At 74.0% G+C, this 19,318-nt stretch carries 15 protein-coding genes; 8 read left to right on the top strand and 7 right to left on the bottom strand.

What is annotated here, in order from left to right:
- Positions 1-120: 120 nt before the first annotated feature.
- Together DZA62_RS20655 and DZA62_RS20650 are read left to right on the top strand one after the other, a co-directional pair.
- Complete coding sequence (locus tag DZA62_RS20655; protein ID WP_116950806.1) at positions 121-1,059, top strand: ATP-binding cassette domain-containing protein; 939 nt, start codon at positions 121-123, stop codon at positions 1,057-1,059.
- Positions 1,056-1,817: an ABC transporter permease gene (locus DZA62_RS20650; protein WP_116950805.1), complete on the top strand. Its 762-nt coding sequence runs from the start codon at positions 1,056-1,058 to the stop codon at positions 1,815-1,817. Before DZA62_RS20655 ends, DZA62_RS20650 begins: the two co-directional genes overlap by 4 nt.
- Here the strand turns inward: DZA62_RS20650 and DZA62_RS20645 are convergent.
- Together DZA62_RS20645 and DZA62_RS20640 are read right to left on the bottom strand one after the other, a co-directional pair.
- Positions 1,799-4,882, bottom strand: coding sequence for a BTAD domain-containing putative transcriptional regulator (locus DZA62_RS20645; protein ID WP_116950804.1), 3,084 nt, complete (start codon positions 4,880-4,882; stop codon positions 1,799-1,801). The two genes, DZA62_RS20650 and DZA62_RS20645, sit on opposite strands and share 19 nt — an antisense overlap.
- Positions 4,873-5,118 (bottom strand): hypothetical protein, encoded by a 246-nt coding sequence (locus tag DZA62_RS20640; RefSeq protein WP_116950803.1) that lies wholly within the window; start codon positions 5,116-5,118, stop codon positions 4,873-4,875. Before DZA62_RS20640 ends, DZA62_RS20645 begins: the two co-directional genes overlap by 10 nt.
- Before the next feature lie 407 nt (positions 5,119-5,525).
- Here DZA62_RS20640 and DZA62_RS20635 point away from each other — a divergent pair, with 407 nt between their 5' ends.
- Both DZA62_RS20635 and DZA62_RS20630 read left to right on the top strand, forming a co-directional pair.
- Complete coding sequence (locus DZA62_RS20635; RefSeq protein WP_157987802.1) at positions 5,526-7,805, top strand: exo-alpha-sialidase; 2,280 nt, start codon at positions 5,526-5,528, stop codon at positions 7,803-7,805.
- Positions 7,806-7,847: 42 nt separating this feature from the next.
- Positions 7,848-8,675 carry a MerR family transcriptional regulator gene (locus DZA62_RS20630; RefSeq protein ID WP_116950801.1) on the top strand — a complete coding sequence of 276 codons (828 nt, stop codon included), beginning with the start codon at positions 7,848-7,850 and terminating at the stop codon, positions 8,673-8,675.
- Between the two features lie 5 nt (positions 8,676-8,680).
- Here DZA62_RS20630 and DZA62_RS20625 read toward each other — a convergent pair whose 3' ends face one another.
- Positions 8,681-10,726 (bottom strand): GTP-binding protein, encoded by a 2,046-nt coding sequence (locus DZA62_RS20625; RefSeq protein ID WP_116950800.1) that lies wholly within the window; start codon positions 10,724-10,726, stop codon positions 8,681-8,683.
- Between the two features lie 587 nt (positions 10,727-11,313).
- Between DZA62_RS20625 and DZA62_RS20620 the strand changes: the two genes are divergently transcribed.
- From DZA62_RS20620 to DZA62_RS20605, 4 genes are all read left to right on the top strand, one after another.
- Positions 11,314-12,414: a winged helix DNA-binding domain-containing protein gene (locus DZA62_RS20620; protein ID WP_116950799.1), complete on the top strand. Its 1,101-nt coding sequence runs from the start codon at positions 11,314-11,316 to the stop codon at positions 12,412-12,414.
- 91 nt (positions 12,415-12,505) lie between these two features.
- The gene (locus tag DZA62_RS20615) at positions 12,506-13,000 is read left to right on the top strand and encodes a DUF4279 domain-containing protein (protein WP_116950798.1); all 495 of its coding nucleotides are present in this window, start codon (positions 12,506-12,508) and stop codon (positions 12,998-13,000) included.
- Complete coding sequence (locus DZA62_RS20610; protein WP_116950797.1) at positions 12,997-13,692, top strand: hypothetical protein; 696 nt, start codon at positions 12,997-12,999, stop codon at positions 13,690-13,692. Before DZA62_RS20615 ends, DZA62_RS20610 begins: the two co-directional genes overlap by 4 nt.
- Before the next feature lie 29 nt (positions 13,693-13,721).
- Positions 13,722-15,584: a TNT domain-containing protein gene (locus tag DZA62_RS20605; protein ID WP_116950796.1), complete on the top strand. Its 1,863-nt coding sequence runs from the start codon at positions 13,722-13,724 to the stop codon at positions 15,582-15,584.
- Here DZA62_RS20605 and ligD read toward each other — a convergent pair whose 3' ends face one another.
- The 4 genes from ligD to cmk are packed head-to-tail and all read right to left on the bottom strand — an operon-like array spanning position 15,585 to position 19,298.
- Positions 15,585-16,571: a non-homologous end-joining DNA ligase gene (gene ligD / locus DZA62_RS20600; protein ID WP_198664010.1), complete on the bottom strand. Its 987-nt coding sequence runs from the start codon at positions 16,569-16,571 to the stop codon at positions 15,585-15,587.
- Complete coding sequence (der, locus tag DZA62_RS20595) at positions 16,568-17,944, bottom strand: ribosome biogenesis GTPase Der (RefSeq protein ID WP_116950795.1); 1,377 nt, start codon at positions 17,942-17,944, stop codon at positions 16,568-16,570. Before der ends, ligD begins: the two co-directional genes overlap by 4 nt.
- A complete protein-coding gene (locus tag DZA62_RS20590) occupies positions 17,941-18,597 on the bottom strand; it encodes a lysophospholipid acyltransferase family protein (protein WP_116950794.1) in 657 nt (218 codons plus the stop codon). The genes der and DZA62_RS20590 overlap by 4 nt, the downstream gene beginning before the upstream one ends.
- Positions 18,594-19,298 (bottom strand): (d)CMP kinase, encoded by a 705-nt coding sequence (cmk, locus tag DZA62_RS20585; protein ID WP_198664009.1) that lies wholly within the window; start codon positions 19,296-19,298, stop codon positions 18,594-18,596. The genes DZA62_RS20590 and cmk overlap by 4 nt, the downstream gene beginning before the upstream one ends.
- Between the last annotated feature and the right edge of the window lie 20 nt (positions 19,299-19,318).

Raw genomic sequence — 19,318 nt, 5'->3', positions numbered from 1 at the left:
GCTCCCCCTTGTCGGTGGCGGTTCGGGTCCAGGGTAAGCGCTTGCTCACCACGGTTCACACTCAGCCGGCTGCCAGGGAACTGTGCGCGATCTGCCAGCGGCGGGCCGCAGGCTGCCGGCATGACGTACGCGATCCGGACAGAAGGACTGGTCAAACGCTTCGACGACACCACGGCGCTGGCCGGCGTCGACCTCGGCGCCGCGCCGGGCACCGTGCTGGGCGTGCTCGGCCCGAACGGCGCCGGCAAGACGACGGCGGTGCGGATCCTCGCCACGCTCGTGCGGCCGGACGGCGGGCGGGCGTTGGTCGACGGGCTGGACGTGACCCGCGACGGCGACGCCGTCCGTCGTCGCATCGGGCTGACCGGGCAATACGCCTCGGTCGACGAGGACCTCACCGGCCGGGAGAACCTGGTGCTGTTCGGCCGGCTGCTGGACCTGCGGCGAGCCGAGGCGCGGCGGCGAGCCGACGAGCTGCTCGCACGGTTCGAGCTGACCGAGGCCGCCGGCCGGCGGGTGTCGACCTACTCCGGCGGGATGCGCCGGCGGCTCGACCTCGCCGCCAGCCTGGTCGCCCGGCCGCGGGTCGTGTTCCTGGACGAGCCCACCACCGGGCTGGACCCGGGCAAGCGCGAGGACGTGTGGCGGATGATCAGGTCGATGACGGCCGACGGCGGCACGGTGCTGCTGACGACGCAGTACCTGGAGGAGGCCGACGCGCTGGCCGACGAGATCTCCGTCCTCGACCACGGGACGGTGATCGCGCACGGCACGCCGACCGAGCTGAAGCGGATCGTCGGCGGCCAGACGCTGGCCGTCCGCCCGGCCGACCCCGGCCGGTTGGCCGACGCCGCCGCGCTGCTGGAGCGGGTGGCCGGCCGGCCGCCCGATGTGGCCGGCGAGCTGCTGACCGTCGCGGTGGACGGCGACGGCGTGCTGGGCGCGGCGGTGCCGGCGCTGGCGGCCGCCGGGATCGCCGTCACGGAGCTGGCGCTGCGCCTGCCCAGCCTCGACGAGGTGTTCTTCGCCCTCACCGGACGGGCGGGGGTGGCCGCATGAGCGGGCTCCCACGGCACGCCGTCGTCCTGGCCGGACGGGGCCTGACGAAGGCCCGCCGCAACCCCGGCCTGTTCCTCGACGCGATCCTGCCGCCGGTGGTCTTCCTGCTGCTGTTCGTCTACCTGTTCGGCGGCGCCGTCGCCGGGTCGACGCGAGACTATCTGCACTACGTGTTCCCGGGCGTGCTGGTGATGACGGCGATCCTGGCCGGCCTCACGTCGACCGGACTGAGCATCAACCTGGACATCAAGAAGGGCGTGTTCGACCGGTTCCGCAGCCTGCCGATCCCCCGGTCGGCGCCGCTGCTCGGCGCGGTGCTCGGCGACTCCGTCCGGTACGCGGTGGCGGTGGCGACGCTGTTCGCGCTCGGCCTGGCGCTGGGCTTCCGCCCGTCGGCCGGTCTGCCGTCGGCGCTGGCGGCGGCCGGGCTCGCGATCCTCTTCGGTTTCGCGCTGAGCTGGGTGAACGTGCTGATCGGCGTGGTGGTGAAGGAGGAGACGCTGGTGACGACAGTGGCGTTCCTGGGCATCTTCCCGCTGGCCTTCGGCACCGACATGGTGGCGCCGGCGGACACACTGCCCGGCTGGTTGCAGGCGTGGGCCGACGTCAACCCGGTCACGCACGCGATGGACGCGACCAGCGGGCTCCTGCTGGGCGGGCCGGTGCGCGACGCGGTGCTGGCGACGCTGGCGTGGTCGGCCGGGTTCCTTGCGGTGTTCGTCCCCCTGGCGGTGCGGGCCTACCGCCGCCGCGCGTAGTCGCTGACCAGCGCGGCGGCATCCGGGCCGGCCAGCGCCCGCCCCCGCTCGTACGCCGTCGCGAACCGGTCGTCGCCCAGGTCGTCGCGCAACCGGGCGGTGAGCCGCACGACGTCGGGGTTGAGGCCGTCGGCGGCGCCGCGCAGGGCATGCGCGGCGCCGAGCGCCTCGGCCGCCCGCCCCGGCTCGCCGGAGGCGGCCCGCAGCGCGGCCGCGCCGACGCCGACGGCCGCGACCAGCGGCAGGTCCTTGATGTGGGCGGCGCCGTCATCGGCCACGGCCAGCTCACGGACGGCGCGGCCGAGGTCGCCCTCGGCGACCGCGAGGTGCGCGGCGGAGGTACCGAGGATCGCGGCGAACATCGGCTCGGCGGCACGCGCGGCCTGCTCGGCCGCGGCCTCGTACCAGCGCCCCGCTCCGACGAGGTCGCCGGCCAGCCGGTCGAGGTCGCCGAGCAGCACCCGCACCAGGATGACGCAGTGCACCGAGGCGGCGGCGTCGGTGTCGAGCAGCGCGGTCAGCTCGGTGCGGGCTCGCTCCGGCGCTCCGGTCCAGGCGTGCAGCTGGGCCAGCCAGGCGCGCTGCTCGATCGCCTCGTCGGCCGGGTCGAACACCTGACGCAGCCGGATCGCCCGGTCCAGCGCCTCCGCCGCTCGCGGATCGGCGTACATGGTCTGCATCAGGGCGAGGAACGTGAGCGACGTCGACTCACCCCAGAGCTCGCCCGCGGCCCGGTAGGCCCGCGCGGCCTCGGCCAGCGACGCGCTCGCGCTGCGCATGTCGCCGCTGGTCCCGCGCAGCATCGAGCGGACGAGGAGCAGCCCGCCGCGGGTCCAGTCGTCGGCGCCGCCAGCCGGTCGGTCCGTCGCGGCCAGGCCGGTCTCGATGTCGTCGGTCAGCAGGGCCAGCAGCGGCTCGGCCAGCGTCAGGACCGGATGCGCACCGGACCCGGCCGCGCCCACCCAGGCGCGCAGCCGGGCGGCGATCGCCAGCGCCTCCGGATTGTGGCCGCCGAGCAGGGCGTTGAACACGTAGTAGGTGGCCACGATGCCGCGATGGTCGGGGTCGGCGGGACCGTCGAGGTCCAGCAGTCGGCGCAGCCGATGGGCGGCAGCGGAGTGGTCCGACGAGACGGTCCAGAACTGCGCCAGCGCGGCCCCGAGCCGGACCGCGGTGGCGACGTCGGCGGCAGTGGCCACCTGCACGGCGCTGCGCAGGTTCTCGCGCTCGGCCCGCAGCACCGGCAGCTGGCGCAGCTGGTCCGGCGTGCGCAGTCGCGGCTCGGCCCGCTCGAGCAGGTCCAGCACCGACGCGACCAGCGCGGCCTCCGCGGCGGGCCGGGCGCCGGACTCCGTCAGCCGGGCCAGTGCGAACTCGCGAATCGTCTCCAGCATCCGGTACCGCGGCTCCGGCCCGTCGTCGGCCAGCTGCAGCAGCGACTTGTCGACCAGCGCCGCCAGCAGGTCGGGCGCGTCGGGGCCGCCCTGCGCGGCCGCCGTCGCCGGTGTCACGACCGGCACGACGCCGAGCCGCTCCAGCAGCGTCCGCTCCGGCTCGGTCAGCAGTTCCCAGCTCCACGCGACGAGGTCGCGTAGCGTGCGGTGCCGCTGGTCGGCGGTCCGGGCGCCGCGGGTCAGCACGCCGAACCGGTCGCCGAGCCGGCGGCTCAGCTCGGGCAGCGGCAGCGAGCGGAGCCGGGCCGCGGCCAGCTCGACCGCCAGCGGCAGCCCGTCCAGGCGCCGGCAGACCTCCGCGACCAGGGTGGAATCGAGCTCCAGCTCCGGCCGGACGTCGCGGGCCCGCTCGGTGAACAGCCGGACGGCGTCGGCCTCGGCCAGCGGCCGGACCTCGTACAGCGCCTCGCCCGGCAGCCGGAGCGGTTCCCGGCTGGTCGTCAGCACCCGCAGCCGCGGGCAGCGCCGCAGTAGCTCACCGGCGAGCGCTGCGGCGGCGTCGACGAGATGCTCGCAGTTGTCCAGCAGCAGCACGGACTCGCCGCCGCCCAGTGTCTCGACCAGGCGTTCGGTGGCGGTGCGGGCGGGTGGCTCGACGGTGCCGGGCGGCGCCTGGGCCAGCAGGGCGTCGGCGGCCGCCTGCGCCACGTCGTCCGGGTCGGCGACCGCGGCGAGCTCGACCAGCCGGACCGGTGTTGGCAGCGTCGCGGCGGCCGCGACCGCCAGCCGGGTCTTGCCGGCCCCGCCCGGGCCGGTCAGCGTCACCAGGCGGGCCCGGCCGAGCGCCGTCGTCACGCCGGCGACGTCGCCGTCGCGGCCGATCAGCGGGGTGAGCGGCACCGGCAGCGCCGGCCGGGACGCCGCCGGCTCGTCGTCGCGCAGCGCGTCCAGGTGGGCGGCCCGCAGCTCGGCGCCCGGGTCGGTGCCCAGCTGGTCGGCGAGCAACGCGCGAGCGTCCTCGACGGCGGCCAGTGCCTCAGCGCGGCGGCCGGCCGCGACCAGGGCGCGCACGTGCAGCGCCCGCAACCGTTCGCGCAGCGGCTGCTCGGCGATCAGGGCACGCAACCGCACGGCGACGTCGGCGGCCTGCGTCACTCCGGGGCCGGCCGTCAACTCGGCCTCGGCCAGATCCTCCGCCGCGGCCAGCCGCAGCTCGTCCAGGCGTGCGACCACCGGGCCGGCCACCGCCGCGCCGTCGAGATCGGCCAGCGGACGGCCGCGCCAGAGCGCGAGCGCCTCCCGCAGCGCCGGCGTCGCGTCGGCCGGGGCGCCGGCCCTCAGGCGGTCGCGACCGGTGCGCGCCAGCCGTTCGAACCGCTCCGCGTCGACGTCGTCGGCGGCCAGCTCCAGCCGGTAGCCGCCGGCGACCTGCCGCACCCGCGTCCCAGCGGGCAGCAGCCGGCGAAGCCGCGACACCAGTGTCTGAACGGCGTTGACCGGGTCGCCGGGAGGCTGGTCGGGCCAGACCGCGTCGACGAGGGCCGGCACCGCCACGACGGTGCCCGGTTCGAGGGCCAGCCGGGTGAGCAGCGCTCGCAGCCGCGCCCCACCCACCGCGACGACGGTGTCGCCGTCGCTCAGCCGGACCGGCCCGAGAATGCCTACCTGCACGAACCCAGCCTGTCACGCCCGGTCGGCGAAGCCGGCCTCGACGGCAGCCGGGCCGGCCCGCCGCCCTCCGCGCCCGCCGACGCCTGAGCGCGGGCCAGGACGCCCTGGAACCGCAGGATGCGCAGCAGCGCCTTCGGCCCCATGCCCACGCCGCCCAGGCAGTGCCGCCGGAAGCCGCGCTCGGACACGTACAGGTCGGCGCTGACGGCGCGGACCTCGGCGCTGTGCCATGGCATCAGCTGTCTGGTCGCCTCGGCGAGCAGTGGCTCGGGGCCGGCGGCCGCCGAGGCCGTCCCCCACAGCTCCGCGGCGTCGACGACGTGCCCGGTGAGGTCCGCGACCGGCCGGCCCAGGATCGCTGCCAGAGCGCCGGGCCGCAGCCGCAGCCCGACGACGGTCGTGCCCGGCGGGAGCAGCTCGACGTCCGGTCCGGTCAGCGCCGGCCAGCCGAGGTTCCCGCCCGGCCGGGCAGCGCAAACTCGACGCCACCCGTGGGCAGAGTTCCGGCTCCGTCCTGGAAGGCAGGCATAGACATGGAACGCCCTGCCAGGCCATCATCGGCCGGCAGCGTTCGGCTGGCACGAGCCGCGCGACATCGGATGGCAAATCGTTCCATGCTGTGCACCGCACCTTGGAGGCGCTGATGAGCTGGTTCCGTCGCACACCCGGGTCGCCGGGCGGTCGCTGGAGTTTCGGGGCGTTCGCCCTGGCTCTGCTGGCCGTCGGCATCGTCATCGGATCGGCGCTGACGCCCGGCTCGTCCGGGCCCGCGTCGGCCGCGCCACCCCAGCTCGTCGACGGGGCGCCCGGCGGTGAGCCGTCGCTCTCCGCCGGCGCCATGTGGTACCCGTGGTCGCCCGGTCCCGGCGAGCTCGGCGCGGTGCCGTCGGCGTTCGCCATCGACCACGTGCTCGACGGTCGTACCGCCAAGCTGGTCGTCGCCTCGTGGGGACGCAACGAGGACAGCTCCAACGCGCCGCTGCGCAGCGGGCGGGCCGTGGCCGAGGACAACGGCCAGGTGTTCGTCCCGTACGAAGGGCTCCCGTCGACGTTCACCATGACGGCGACGACGCGGCTGCGCGACGGGTCGGTGCTGTCGGCCAGCTTCGTCCCGACGACGTTGAACCCGCCGACGCCGAACCGCGTCGGCATCCCGATGGCCCGCTCCACCGACACCGCGGGGTCCTGGAGCACGTACACCGCCCAGCTGGTGGAGAACAAGTGGCGGCTGAACTGGTACCGCATCCACCGCGACCTCATCGAGCTGGCCGACGGCACCCTCCTCATGGGCGCCTACGGACAGGGCACCATCGACGGCGTCACGAAGGAGTACAGCCTGGTCCTGGAGTCCAGCGACGGCGGGCAGACGTTCCGGCAGCGCGCCGCCGTCAACGCCGGCTCCCGGTACGGCACCAACGAGCTGGGCCTGAGCCGGACCGGCGACGGCCGGCTCATCGCCGTCATGCGCGGCTCCGAGACCGTCGCCCGGCCGCCGGCGATGCCGCTCACCGTCAGCTTCTCCGACGACGACGGCGTCACGTGGTCGGCGGTGCAGCCGTACGTGCCGCCGGAGGGCCTGCCGGACAACGGCGTGTCGCCGAAGCTGACGCTGCAGCCCAACGGGCAGTTGCTGCTGGCCTACGGCCGTCCGGACAACAACGTCGTGGTGTCGGAGGACGGCACCGGCCGCACCTGGGACGCCGGGACGGTCGTCTACTCGCGGCACCCGGGTGACGACCCGCTGCGGCGCTGGATGGGCAGCAGCGGCAACATGGACATCATCGCGCTGAACAGCGGCGCGTCGCTGGCCTTCGGGGACACCTGCCACAACATCTGGTGGTGCCGCGAGTACGGCCACGACAACAAGATCTGGACCCGCAAGGTCGAGGCCCGTTCGGCCGGTGTCGGCCGGATCGACCTCGCGACGAAGGTCCGCACCGGCGCCGCGACCCTGACCGGCGCCGTCGTCCCGGCCGACGGCCGCTTCGCCGAACAGCGTCTCGAGGGCGCCGTCGACGGCAGCTCCGAGTACCGAGCGGCCGCCCGGCTGTCGTCAGACGCCGGCCTCACGATCGAGTTGGACCGCGTCTACACGCTGGACCGGATCGGCCTCATGCTGGCGCGCGGCGAGGAGAACAGCGCCCGCGTCCAGGTGTCCGAGGACGGCCGCCGCTGGACCCGTCCCGTCCTCGACACCGGCGCGCGCACCGACTACGCGATGACCTACACCGACATCGAGCCGGTGAAGGCGCGCTACGTGCGGATCAACCGCGGCTCCGGCGGCGCGCCCCTGACCGCCGTCACCGAGGTCGAGCTGTACGCCGCCGACCTGCTGACCTTCGAGAACGACGCGATCAACGAGGTGCCGAGGACCCTGACCGACACCCGCTACGCGTTCGTCGTCGACACCATCGTCGACAGCTACGACCACTCCGCCACGCACATGGCGCTGGTCGACGCCGACATGGGCGCCCGGGCGGGTGCGACGTTCCCGGCGCAGCGGCCGGCCGCCGCCCAGCACGTCTCGTTCGGGTTCGAGGGCTACGGGTACGGCAGCGGCGCACTGTGGGACGTCCTCGGCACGAACGCCGACGGCGAGGAGGTCGCGGCGTTCCGTCTGCACTTCGCGCCGGACTGGACGGCGAACAAGATGAAGGTCCGGGCGTGGGACGGCGACTCCTGGGTCGACGTCGGCCTGGTGGGGCCGGTGCCGGCGAACAAGACCTGGATGACCGTCACGATCGACAGCACCGCCACGGAGACGACGGTAAGCCTGAACGGGACGGTCATGGGCAGCACGTCGCTCCGGCTGGCGGAGGTCGAGGAGTTCACCGGGTTCCGCGCCGAGACCGGCCTGCTCCCCGAGGACGTCGGCAACATGGAGCACGCCTACGACGACGTCCTCATCACGCCGCTGGACTGACCCGTTGACCTTGCCCGTGGGGCAGGGCCTAGCGTTCCGGACGTGGAGGACGCACGGCGGCTGTCCATCGGGCAGGTGGCCCGGCTGGCCGGGGTCACCCCGAAGACGTTGCGGCACTATGACCGTCTCGGGGTGCTCCGGCCGGCCGACGTCGATCCCATGACCGGGTACCGGTGGTACCTGCCCGGGCAGGTCGAGCAGGTGCGGCTGGTGCGCCGGCTGCGCGCGCTCGAACTGCCGTTGGAGGAGGTCCGCCGGCTGCTGGCGCTGGCCGGCGACCGCGACGCGTTCCGGTCGACGCTGGCCGAGCACCGCCGTCGCATCGACGCGCGGGTCACCCGGCTCCGCGGGATCCTGCACACCATCGACCACGCGCTGACGGACGAGGACTGGACCATGAGCGCACCCACCGCACCCGCGGCCGACCCGGAGCTGCACCGCCGGCTCGGCGCCGACCTGTTCAACGACACCTGGCGGCTGATGGAGCTGGAGGACCGCTCCCCCGCCGACGACGTCGCGATGATCCACCAGGCGCACGCCTCGGCCTACCACTGGCTCCAGATCGGCACGCCGAACCACGTCGCGCGCAGTCACTGGCTGTGCTCACGGGTCTACTGCGTCGTCGGGCGGGCCGAGCCGGCGCTGTTCCACGCCCGGTTGGTGCTCTCGACGTGTCAGGAGCACGGCATCGGCGACTGGGATCTCGCCTTCGCCTATGAGGCCCTGGCCCGCGCGCACGCCGTCGCCGGCGACCACGAGGAGGCCCGCCGGCACGTCGCACAGGCGCGACTGGCCAGCACCGACATCACGACGGACGAGGACCGCGAGCTGCTGCTCAGCGACCTGGAGACGATCCCGTCCGCCGGGTGAGCGGTTCACACCCGGCGGACGACGTGCAGCAGGTACTCGTCGCGGTGGATCGGGTCGTGGTCGGTGCGCGGACGCTCCGGCGGCGGACCGGCGACCGGCTGGTAGCGGTCGAACCGGGTCTCCAGGACGCCCTCGCCACGGGTCAGGCCGGGAAGCTGCTGCTGCAGCTCGTGCGCGTGCGCCGCCGGAAGGTCGCCGTCGAGTTGGTAGCCCGACGCCGACGGCGACGGCGTGCCGGGCACCGCCCGCAACCGGGCCAGCGCCGGGAGCACCTGACCGAGGCAGTCGGCGGGCAGTTCCAGCTCGAACCGGTGGATCGGTTCCTGGACCTGCGTCCCGGCCCGCGCCAGCGCCGACATCAGCACCAGCGGCGTCAGCAGCCGGAAGTCGCCGGCGGTGCTCGACATGCTCTTGTCGAACGTCGCGTGCGAATGGCTCTGCCGCGGCCAGTACTGCGACCGGATCAGCGTCACCCGGCAATCCGGCACGTCCCACCCGTGCAGCCCCTGCCGCAGCGACTCGCGGACGGTCTCGTCGATGGCCCGCAGGAACGCCGGCGGCAGCGACCCCAGTTCGATCTCGAGCTCGAACGTCACCCCGGACCGCCACCTCGCCGCCTCGACCCGCAGCCCGACGCCGGCGAGGAACGGGTTGCCGTCCTGCTGGATCAGCTCGACCGACTCGCCGCTGCCGACGACCCGCTCGACGCAGATGGTGGTGGACTCGCGGAAGCCGACGTCGATGCCGTACTCGCCGGCCAACGTGGCCTGCAGCACCTCTTTCTGCACCTCGCCGTAGAGCGACACCGACACCTCCTGCCGCAGGTCGTCCTGGCGCAGGTCGATCAGCGGGTCCTGCTCGGCCAGCTGGGCCAGCGCCGCGTGAAGCGCGCCCCGCTCGCGGGCCCGGCGCGGCACCACGACGGTCTCCAGTGTGGGCGGGGCGAAGTGGTGCTTCCCCTCGCCGCCGGCGGCGTCGCCGAGCGTGTCGCCGACCCGCACCCCACCGAGGCCCCAGACCTTGGCGATCCGCCCGGCTGTGACGTCCGGGCGCGGCCGGGCGCCGCCGCCGTCGAAGACGCTGAGCGCCGTGACCTTGCCGGCGGCCAGCTTGTCGCGGACGCGCAGCGTGCCGGCGACCATGCGGACGTAGGCGATCTTCTCCCCCGCCGGGCCGCGCTCCACCTTGAAGACGGTGCCCGACGCGGGCCCGGCGTCGTGCCTGCCGTCGTGGGCCCTGAGGTCGCTGACGTCGCCACCACCGCTGTCGCCGCCACCGTCGCCCGCGCCGTCCGGTGACGGGGTCGACGGCAGCAGCCGCACGATGCCGGCCGTCAGCTCGGCGACGCCGGCGCCGGTGATGGCCGAGCCGGCGAAGACCGGATGGACGTCGGCCCGCCGCGCCTGCCGGGCCAGCGACCGCAACAGCCGCCGGTGCGTCACGCCGGCCGGATTCTCGACGTAGTCGGCGAGCAGCGCGTCGTCGCCGTCGGCGAGGACGTCGGCCAGCCGGGCGCCGAACCCGTCGTCGGCCGCCGTGAACGGGCGGAACGCGGCGTCCCTGCCGCCCTGCCGCACGGCCGTGCCCAGCGTGACGATGTGCGGGGTGAGCCGCGCCGCGATCTGCCCGGTGACGCCGTCCAGGTCGGCGCCGGCGCGGTCCAGCTTGTTGACGAAGATCAGCGTGGGGATGCGCAGCCGCCGCAGCGTGCGCATCAGCACCCGCGTCTGCGCCTGCACCCCCTCGACCGCCGACACGACCAGCACGGCGCCGTCGAGCACGCTGAGCACCCGTTCGACCTCGGCGATGAAGTCGGGGTGGCCGGGCGTGTCGATGAGGTTGACCGCGGTGTCGCCGACGGTGAACGCGACGACGGCGGACTTGATGGTGATGCCGCGCTGGCGTTCCAGCGCGAGGGAGTCGGTCTGAGTGCTCCCGGCGTCGACGCTGCCGACCTCGTCGATGACCCCGGCGGCGTACAGCAGCCGCTCGGTCAGACTGGTCTTACCGGCGTCGACATGCGCGAGGATTCCCAGGTTGAGCGTACGCAATGAGCTTCGAGTCCTCTGCTCGGACGAATGGAGTCACTGGGGTGGACCCGAAAGCTCGCCGCATGGCGCTCTCCCTTCTCGCTGATCGGTGAGGTCAGTCGAGCACGCGGGCACGGTGGCGGGCAACTGGTTTATCCCGGCCGGCCTCGGTCGAGTTGATCTTGACGATGGGGCGAAGTAAGATCAGCTGCATGTTCGAAGAAGCGCTACACGCTGTCGCGTCGCCGGGTGTCGACCCGGTGGCGGGGCGGCTGGTGGGGTGCATCCGGACACCTTCGACCGCGTGCGGCTGGAGCCGCGCCACCTACCTGGCCGGCCAAAGCACTGGCCGGCTTCAGCACCGCCCGCGACCGCACCTGCCGCGCCCCTGGCTGCCACCAGCCGAGCCAACTGCCAGGCGCTCTGCGAGACACCACCTGCTCAGAACACCGCGGCCACCGGACCGTCCGCCGAGAGCCCGGCGGCACCACCCGATGGCACAGCCCCACCGGCCACCAGTACTCCCGAAAGGCCTGAGCCGTGTCACGGTTCGAGGTGGGACATCGTCGCCGGCACCGGACGGCCTCATTCGGGCCTACGGTGCTGACATGCACCAGCGACTCGACGGGCGGCGGCTGAACCGGGCGACCCTCGCCCGGCAGCACCTGCTCGGCCGCACCGACCGGCGGGCGCTGGACGTCGTCCGCGATCTGATGGGGCTGCAGGGCCAGGACGCCGACCCGCCGTACGTCATGCTGTGGAACCGCATCGACGCGTTCACCGTCGGGCAGCTGACCACGCTGCAGCTCGACCGCAGCGTCGTCCGGGCGACGCTGTTCCGCGGCACGCTGCACCTCGTCGCCACCGACGACTACCTGTGGCTGCGGCCGCTGCTGCAGCCGATGCTGGAGCGCTGGCAACGCGGCGCCTGGGGCAAGGCCCTCGACGGCGTCGACGTGGAGGAGCTGGCCGAGGTCGCGGAGCGGCTGCTCGACGACGGCCGGCTCACGCGACCACGGCTGAGCCGGGCGCTGGCCGCCCGCTGGCCCGAGCACAACTCGACGGCGCTGGCCCGCTCGGTGCAGGGGCTGCTCCCGGTCGTGCACCCGCCGCCGGACGGCCTGTGGCACCGGCACGGCCCGGCGCACGTCGCGTTGGCCCAGACCTGGCTCGGCCGGCCGCTGTCCCCCGGCGTCCCGCCGAGCACGCTGGTCCGCCGTTACCTCGCCGCGTTCGGACCGGCCACCGTCAAGGACGTCCAGGCGTGGAGCGGGCTGACCCGGCTGCGCGAGGTCGTCGAGGCGATGCGGCCGGAGCTGGTGACGTTCACCGGGGAGCAGGGCGAGGAACTGTTCGACCTCCCCGACGCGCCCCGCCCCGATCCGGACACGCCCGCGCCGATCCGGCTGCTCGCCCTCGTCGACAACGTCGTGCTCGCCTACGCCGACCGCGGCCGCCTGGTCGGCCCCGACGCGGCGGCGCGGGTGGGCTGGGAGGCGGCCGTGCTGATCGACGGCGAGGTCGGCGGCTTCTGGACCATGACCCACGACGACGACAACGGCGCCGTCCTCACCACCGACCTGCTGCGCCCGCTCAGCGACGAGCAGGAGGCCGAGCTGGAGGCCGAGGCCGCACGGCTGCTGGCGTTCGCCGCGCCGGAGGCCGACCGCCGCGACGTCCGCCTCCGGGTCCCTGCCGGGCAGGCCTAGCGGCGGCCGGCAGCGACCAGCAGCGCGACACACCCCGCGCGTCCACGCCGCGAACCCCGATCTCCGCCGGCCTCGCTCTAGGGTGTCGGGGGTGCGCGTCCACCAGTACGTCTACTTCGCTCTGGCCTCGACGCGGATGCCGGCGGCCGAGATCACGACGCGGCTGGGCATCGAGCCGGACGAGGTGACGACCCGCGGCAGCCGGCGGGCCGAGCCGCCCCGGCCCGCCGCGCACCGGTGGCGCGTCGTCTGCCGCGAGCCCGGCCGCACCGTGGACGAGCAGCTGCGCCGGGTCGTCGATCGGCTGGACGAGCACGCCGACCGCATCGGCGAGCTGGTGACCGAGCTGCGTACGCTCGACGACTGGCCGTCCGTCAGTACGCTGCAGGTCGTCCGGATCTTCGACCATCCGGACGGTGAGGAGGAAGAGGTGCCCCCACCGATCGGCGGCCTGACGAAGCTCGCCGGACAACACCAGCTGCTGGGCTGGCACGTCGACGCGCGGACGGTGGACTTCCTCCGCGCCACCCGGGCGGAACTGGACGTCGACGAATACGCGGGCGGCCGAGTCGAGGACCGCGGATGAGTCCCGGAGGGATCGCTCTGCTGCTGGTCCTCGCCGCGTTCCTGGTCGCGCTGGCCATCCTGATCCCGATCAGGGTGCGCAAGCGGCAGAAGCTGGAAGGGACCGCCGCGGTGATGGCCGACTTCGCCGCCCGCAACGGCATGCGGTTCGGGCGCTCCGAGCCGAATCTGCCGGCCAGGGCGCCCAGCATCAACGACATCGTCGGCGATCCGCTCATCTACCTGGACTTCCACCTCGACGGAACCCTGCGCGACGTGCCGTTCCAGGCGTTCCAGGTGCGTCGTCCGCCACCACGTCAGCACGCGATCACCTTCGAGGTCTCCACCCGCACCCCGGAGTACACGGTGGTGCTGGTTCCACGCCCGGTGGCCGGTCCCCCGTTGCGGCTGGCCCCGCAGCGGCTGTCGTGGGCCACCGTGCTCCGCCGGGACACCGAGGTCGGAGATCCACGGTTCGACGAGGTCTTCCACGTCAGCACCGACACCCCGGACTTCGCCCGGCTCGTGCTGCGCCCGCCGCTGACGAGCTGGCTGGTGTCCGATCCGCGCGCCACGGCCGCGATCATCGTGTTCGAACCGGCGGAGCTGATGGCGGTGGTGCCGGGGCCGCTCACGCCCGACGGCGCCATGTCGCTGGCGGACCTGATGACCGACCTGCGCCACCGCGTGCCCTGGCAGTCCCTCACGTCCTGACGACCCGACCCCACCGGAGACCACGAGACATGTCCGAACCAGGCACCATGGACGCCCGGCAGCAGCGCTACGGCGAACTGCTGCAACAGATCGGCGGCGCACTGCTGGACGCCGCCCCGCCGGGGTGGCGCCGGATGGACCTGATCGCGAAGATCGCCGAGGGCGTGCAGGACCTCGGCCTCACCGTGATCAGGTCCGATTTCTCCGACGCCCGGGTCGCGCCGCCGGAACACCTGACCGCGGCGTTCGTGGAACTGCGCCAGGTGATGGACGACGAGCAGCGCGGCGCCTGGCTGTCGGCCCGCTACACGATCGACCCGCCGAGCGCGTTCCAGGTCTTCTACAACTACGACCACGACCCGCTGTGGGACCCGCCGGTCCCGGCCGAGGTGCCGCGGCCGGAGGCACCGGGTCAGCCGACCGGCTCGGCGCGCATCGGCATCGAGGAACAGCGCGCCCTGCACCGGAAGATCGCCGACCTGCTCGTCGTGCGGGCACCCGCCGACCGCGACCAGCTCCGCGTCATGTACAACGCGGTGGGCCACCACGAGGAGCTGGTCGGACACGTCCTCGGGATCGACGGGCAACTGCGGGAGTGGGACGCGCCGCCGGAGCTGACGCCGTACTTCCGGCGGCTGCGGGCCGGCATGTACGCCGAGGGCGCCGGCACGTGGGCGGCGGCCAGCACCGTCGTCGAGTACCCGATCAAGCTCTCGATCGACTATCGGAACGAGACCCGCTGGCACCGGGAGCCGTCGCGCTGGGAGGTGCTCGACGAGCTCGAGCTGTACCCGAGGACGGCCGACCACGTCCCGGACTGGATGACGACCGCGCTCCCGAACGCGCGGCGGGTGGCCGAGGTGGCGGGACGGTTCCGGCGTGCGCGCATCTTCGACCGCCGGAACGGCGACGGCCGGCCCGTGGCCGACCGGCCCGCCGTCCCCGATGGCGAGCGGCAGCGGCTGCTCGACTACCTGAACACCGCCCCGGTGATCGTGAGCGGCCGCGGCTTCGATCCCGACGTGTTCGACCCGGACGGCGCGCAGGACGTGCCGTCGGGCTACCACACGGACGGGGTGTGGATCTGGACGGCGTCGGTGCCGCACTATCTCGCGAAGCACGCGATCGCACCGGAGCCGGACCTCGTCGAGCACGTCCGGCGCCACGACTTCGCCCTTCCGCAGCTCGATCAGGAGACCAGGGAGGCCGCCTACCTCGCGCTCACGGGTGAGCTCCCGGCGGCGCCGCCGCTCTCCGAGCGTGACCACCGTGTCCTCGCGATCATCGAGCAGCGTGTGAGCGAGGCGGGCGCGATCCCCGAGGCCTACCGGATCCTCGGCTCCGCCGAGGGCGCCACCTGCCTCGAGCGGGTCGGCGACGAATGGCAGGTCGCCGACTACGAGCGCGGCGAGCCGCGCGGCCCCAAGCGGTTCGCCCAGCTGTGGGACGCGGGCGCGTTCCTCCTGGGCAGCCTGACGATCATCCCGTCGAGCCTGCGGGGTGGCGGGCCGGACCGCAACACGGCGCAGGCCCTCAACGACTGGCCGATCCAGCCACTGCCCGGCGAGCCGCCGCTGACGCTGCTCGCCGAGAAGCACATCGCGGTCCTGATGCCGGGCCGCGAGCTGGTCCGCCACGGCGCCGACGGCGGCAACCTGACGTTCGCCGCCGGCACGGGGTTCACCGCCATGTCGCTGCGGCCGGAGCGGGAGCACCAGGGACCCCGGCGCTATCGCGTACAACGCGAGCTGCGCGTTCTCGCCGGGCAGACGGTCCCCTGGCACGACCAGCCCGGCGGCGGGTCCGCCTACCTGCTGCCCGGGTCGGTCGCCGGCCACCTCGCGGACGGCAGCCTCACCGACGTGACCGACATCGCGGCGACCGGGGGCTGATCAGCCGCGGCGGCCGGCGATCTCCCGGACGACGTCGCGCGGCGGCTTGTCGTGCCGCAGCCCCTTGTACGCGGGGTGGCGCAGCGTTCCGATGGCGGTCCACTCGGCGAACGCGACCTCGCAGACCAGCTCCGGCCGGACGAACACGCAGCCCGGCTTGTCGGGCTGAGCGCCGACGAACGGGCTGGTGTCAGTGGTCAGCGGTGCCAGCAGTCCGGCCAGCCGGTGCCGCTCGGCCAGCGTCAGCCCGGTGCCGACCCGGCCCGCATAGCGCAGGTCGCCGCCGTCGTCGTAGACACCCACGGCGAGGGCGCCCAGCGTGCCGGTCAGGCCGCCCTCACCGGGCAGCCAGCCGCCGATGACGACCTCCTGGCGGTCGACGTTCTTCACCTTCAGCCAGTCGCGGCCGCGCTTGCCGGGCAGGTAGCGGCTGGTCAGCCGCTTCGCGATGACCCCCTCGAGCCGCTGCGCCTTCGTGGCGGCCAGCATGGCCGCACCGTCGCCGGGGACGTAGGCCGGCACCGTCCACCCCGGCCCGCCGGCCGGCAGCAGCGCGTCGAGCTCGGCGCGCCGCACCTCGTACGGGGCGTTCAGCAGCGAGCGGTCGTCGACGTGGAGCAGGTCGAACAGGACGTAGACCGCCGGCGCGCCCGTGACCAGCGGGTCGGACAGCCCGGAGACCTCGACGTTCATCCGCGACTGCAGCTTCTCGAAGCTGGGCCGCCCGGTGTCGTCGAACGCGACGACCTCGCCGTCGAGCACGGCGTTGCGACCACCCAGCGCGGCCGCGACGCCGTGCACGTCCGGGTAGACCCGGGTGACGTCGCGCAGAGTGCGGCTGGACAGCCGGATGCGGCCGTCCTCGACGTAGGCGATGGTCCGGACACCGTCCCACTTCACCTCGAAGCCCCAGCCGCCGTCGTCGGCCGGAAGCTGCGGTGACAGCGACGCCATCATCGGGGTGATGGTGTCCGGCCGCGGCATCATGACCGGGAGCGCTTCTCTCGGATCTTCATCGCGATGTCCAGGGGCGTGCCCTCGAAGCCGAACTCCTCGCGCAGCCGCCGCTCCACGAACCGGCGGTACGACGGCTCGAGAAACCCGGTGGTGAACAGCACGAACCGCGGCGGCCGGGTGTCGGCCTGGGTGGCGAACATGATGCGCGGCTGCTTGCCGCCGCGCACCGGGTGCGGGTGCGCCGCGACCAGCTGACCGAGGAACGAGTTCAGCCTGCCGGTCGGAATGCGCTGCTCCCAGCCCTCCAGCGCGGTGTCGAGCGCCCGGACCATGCGGTCGACGTGCCAGCCGGTGCGGGCGGAGACGTTCACCCGGGGTGCCCACGCGACGCGGTCGAGCTGCCGGTCGATCTCGCGCTCCAGCACATCGCGGCGCTCGTCGTCGAGCAGGTCCCACTTGTTGAACGCCAGCACCAGCGCCCGGCCGGCGTCGACGACCATCGAGATGATGCGCAGGTCCTGTTCGGCCAGCGGCTCGCTGGCGTCGATGAGCACGACGGCGACCTCGGCGCGTTCCAGCGCCGACGCGGTGCGCAGCGACGCGAAGTACTCCGCGCCGGACGCCTCGTGCACGCGGCGGCGGATACCGGCGGTGTCGATGAACCGCCACTCGCGCTCGCCCAGCTCGATCAGCTCGTCGATCGGGTCGACGGTGGTGCCGGCGACGGAGTCGACGACGACGCGGTCCTCGCCGGCCAGCTTGTTCAGCAGGCTGGACTTGCCGACGTTGGGCTTGCCGACCAGCGCGACCCGGCGCGGGCCGCCCTCGAGGCCGTCGAACGACTCGGGCGGCGCCTCGGGCAGCGCGGCGACGACGGCGTCGAGCAGGTCGCCGCTCCCCCGGCCGTGCAGCGCCGACACCGGGAACGGCTCGCCCAGCGCGAGGTTCCACAGCGCCGTGGCGTCGGCCTCGCCGCTGGAGCCGTCGACCTTGTTGGCCACCAGGATGATCGGCTTGCCGGACCGGCGCAGCAGCTTCGCGACCGCTTCGTCGGTGTCGGTGGCCCCGACGGTGGAGTCGACGACGAACATGACGACGTCGGCGGCCACCATGCCGACCTCGGCCTGCGCCGTGATGCGCGCCGCCATGCCCTTGGCCTCGGGGTCCCAGCCGCCGGTGTCGAGCAGCGTGAACGAGCGCCCGGCCCACGCGGCGTCGTAGGCGACGCGGTCGCGGGTGACCCCCGGTACGTCCTCGACGACCGCCTCGCGGCGGCCGAGGATGCGGTTGACCAGGGTCGATTTGCCGACATTGGGCCGGCCGACGACGGCCACCACAGGGGTGTAGGCGTCGCTCACCTCGACGTCGGCCTCGAGGGCCTCCGCCGGGAACTGCTCAGTCACTTGTGCTCCTCGGTTCGGGACGCCACGGCCTCGCGATGAGCCACCAGGGCTTCGCGCAGCTGTTCGGTCGCCGCGTCGAGGGCCGAGCGTGTGCGCCCGCCGCCCGCCGGCAGCGTGACCGGGCGACCGAAGACGACCTCGACCCGGGACCGCAGGCCGGGCATCCCACCCAATGTACGTCCTCGGCCGGCTGTTCCCGCAAAGACGACCGGAACGACCGGCGCGCCGGAGCGCAGCGCGAACCAGGCCAGCCCGGTGCGCAGCTCGGCGAAGTCGCCGGCGCCGCGGGTGCCCTCGGGGAAGACGACGAGCACCCGGCCGACGTCGAGCACGCCGGTGCCCGCCTTGATCATGCCGCGGCTGGGATCGTCGCGGTCCAGCGGGATCTGCCCGACGGCGTGCAGCAGCCAGCCGAGCGGGCCCTTGAACAGCTCTTTCTTGGCCAGTGTGTGCACCGGGCGCGGGCAGGTGCCCATGAGCAGCGGCGCGTCGAGGAAACTGGTGTGGTTGGGCGCCAGGATGACCGGGCCGGTGCGCGGCACGTTCTCGCGGCCGGTGATCGTGACCCGGTAGAGCAATCGGGCCAGGGTGGCGGCGGCGAACTTGCCGAAGACGGCGCCCACGGGCGTCGGCGGCCGCGGCGCCTCGCTCACGTCCGCACCCCCGTGCGGGCCTCCACCAGCTTGAGCACGGCGGCGACGGTCTCGTCCAGCGACAGCAGCGAGGAGTCGACGACGTCGACGCCGTCGGCTGCCTCGTGGAAGCTGGAGACGGTGGAGTCGTCGGCGTCGCGGCGCACCACCTGGTCGCGGGTGGCGTCGACGGCGGCGGCGTCGTCGCTGCCGTGGACCTCGAGGGCGCGGCGCGACAGCCGCACCTGCTCGTCGGCGGTCAGCAGCACGCGCACCGGCGCGTCGGGCGCGACGACGGTGGTGATGTCGCGGCCCTCGATGACGACGCCGCCTGCCCGGGCCACGGCCTGCTGCTGGGCCACCAGCTCGGCGCGGACGCCCAGGTTGGTGGCGACGGCGCTGACGGCGGCCGAGATGCGGCTGGTGCGGATGGCGGCCGCGATGTCGGTGCCGCCGACCGTCACCGTCGGTGCGGCGGGGTCGAGCCCCTGCTCCAGCGGCAGGTCGCGCGCCAGTTGCGCCACCCGCTCGGTGTCGGCGAGGTCGGCCCCCTGCTCCAGCGCCCACCAGGTGACCGCCCGGTACATCGCGCCGGTGTCGAGATAGCGCAGGCCGAGCGCCGCCGCGACCCGGCGGGCGACCGTGGACTTCCCGGAACCGGACGGGCCGTCGATGGCGACGACGAGATCGGTGATGCTGACGTCAGCAGGGGTATCGGGCACGTCCAGAAGATTACCGGCCG

Origin of the sequence: Jiangella endophytica, from assembly GCF_003427025.1 — a bacterium.
In the GTDB taxonomy this organism is placed as follows: domain Bacteria; phylum Actinomycetota; class Actinomycetes; order Jiangellales; family Jiangellaceae; genus Jiangella; species Jiangella endophytica.
Note: the sequence above shows the minus strand (reverse complement) of the source record. Positions and strands in the feature narration are given on the sequence as shown.

Excerpts from the sequence above, each read along its gene's own strand:
- DZA62_RS20655 (WP_116950806.1), top strand. The coding sequence starts at position 121 with ATGACGTACGCGATCCGGACAGAAGGACTGGTCAAACGCTTCGACGAC.
- DZA62_RS20650 (WP_116950805.1), top strand. The coding sequence starts at position 1,056 with ATGAGCGGGCTCCCACGGCACGCCGTCGTCCTGGCCGGACGGGGCCTG.
- DZA62_RS20640 (WP_116950803.1), bottom strand. The coding sequence starts at position 5,118 with ATGCCATGGCACAGCGCCGAGGTCCGCGCCGTCAGCGCCGACCTGTAC.
- DZA62_RS20610 (WP_116950797.1), top strand. The coding sequence starts at position 12,997 with ATGAGTCCCGGAGGGATCGCTCTGCTGCTGGTCCTCGCCGCGTTCCTG.
- ligD (WP_198664010.1), bottom strand. The coding sequence starts at position 16,571 with ATGATGCCGCGGCCGGACACCATCACCCCGATGATGGCGTCGCTGTCA.
- DZA62_RS20620 (WP_116950799.1), top strand. The coding sequence starts at position 11,314 with ATGCACCAGCGACTCGACGGGCGGCGGCTGAACCGGGCGACCCTCGCC.
- DZA62_RS20605 (WP_116950796.1), top strand. The coding sequence starts at position 13,722 with ATGTCCGAACCAGGCACCATGGACGCCCGGCAGCAGCGCTACGGCGAA.
- DZA62_RS20635 (WP_157987802.1), top strand. The coding sequence starts at position 5,526 with ATGAGCTGGTTCCGTCGCACACCCGGGTCGCCGGGCGGTCGCTGGAGT.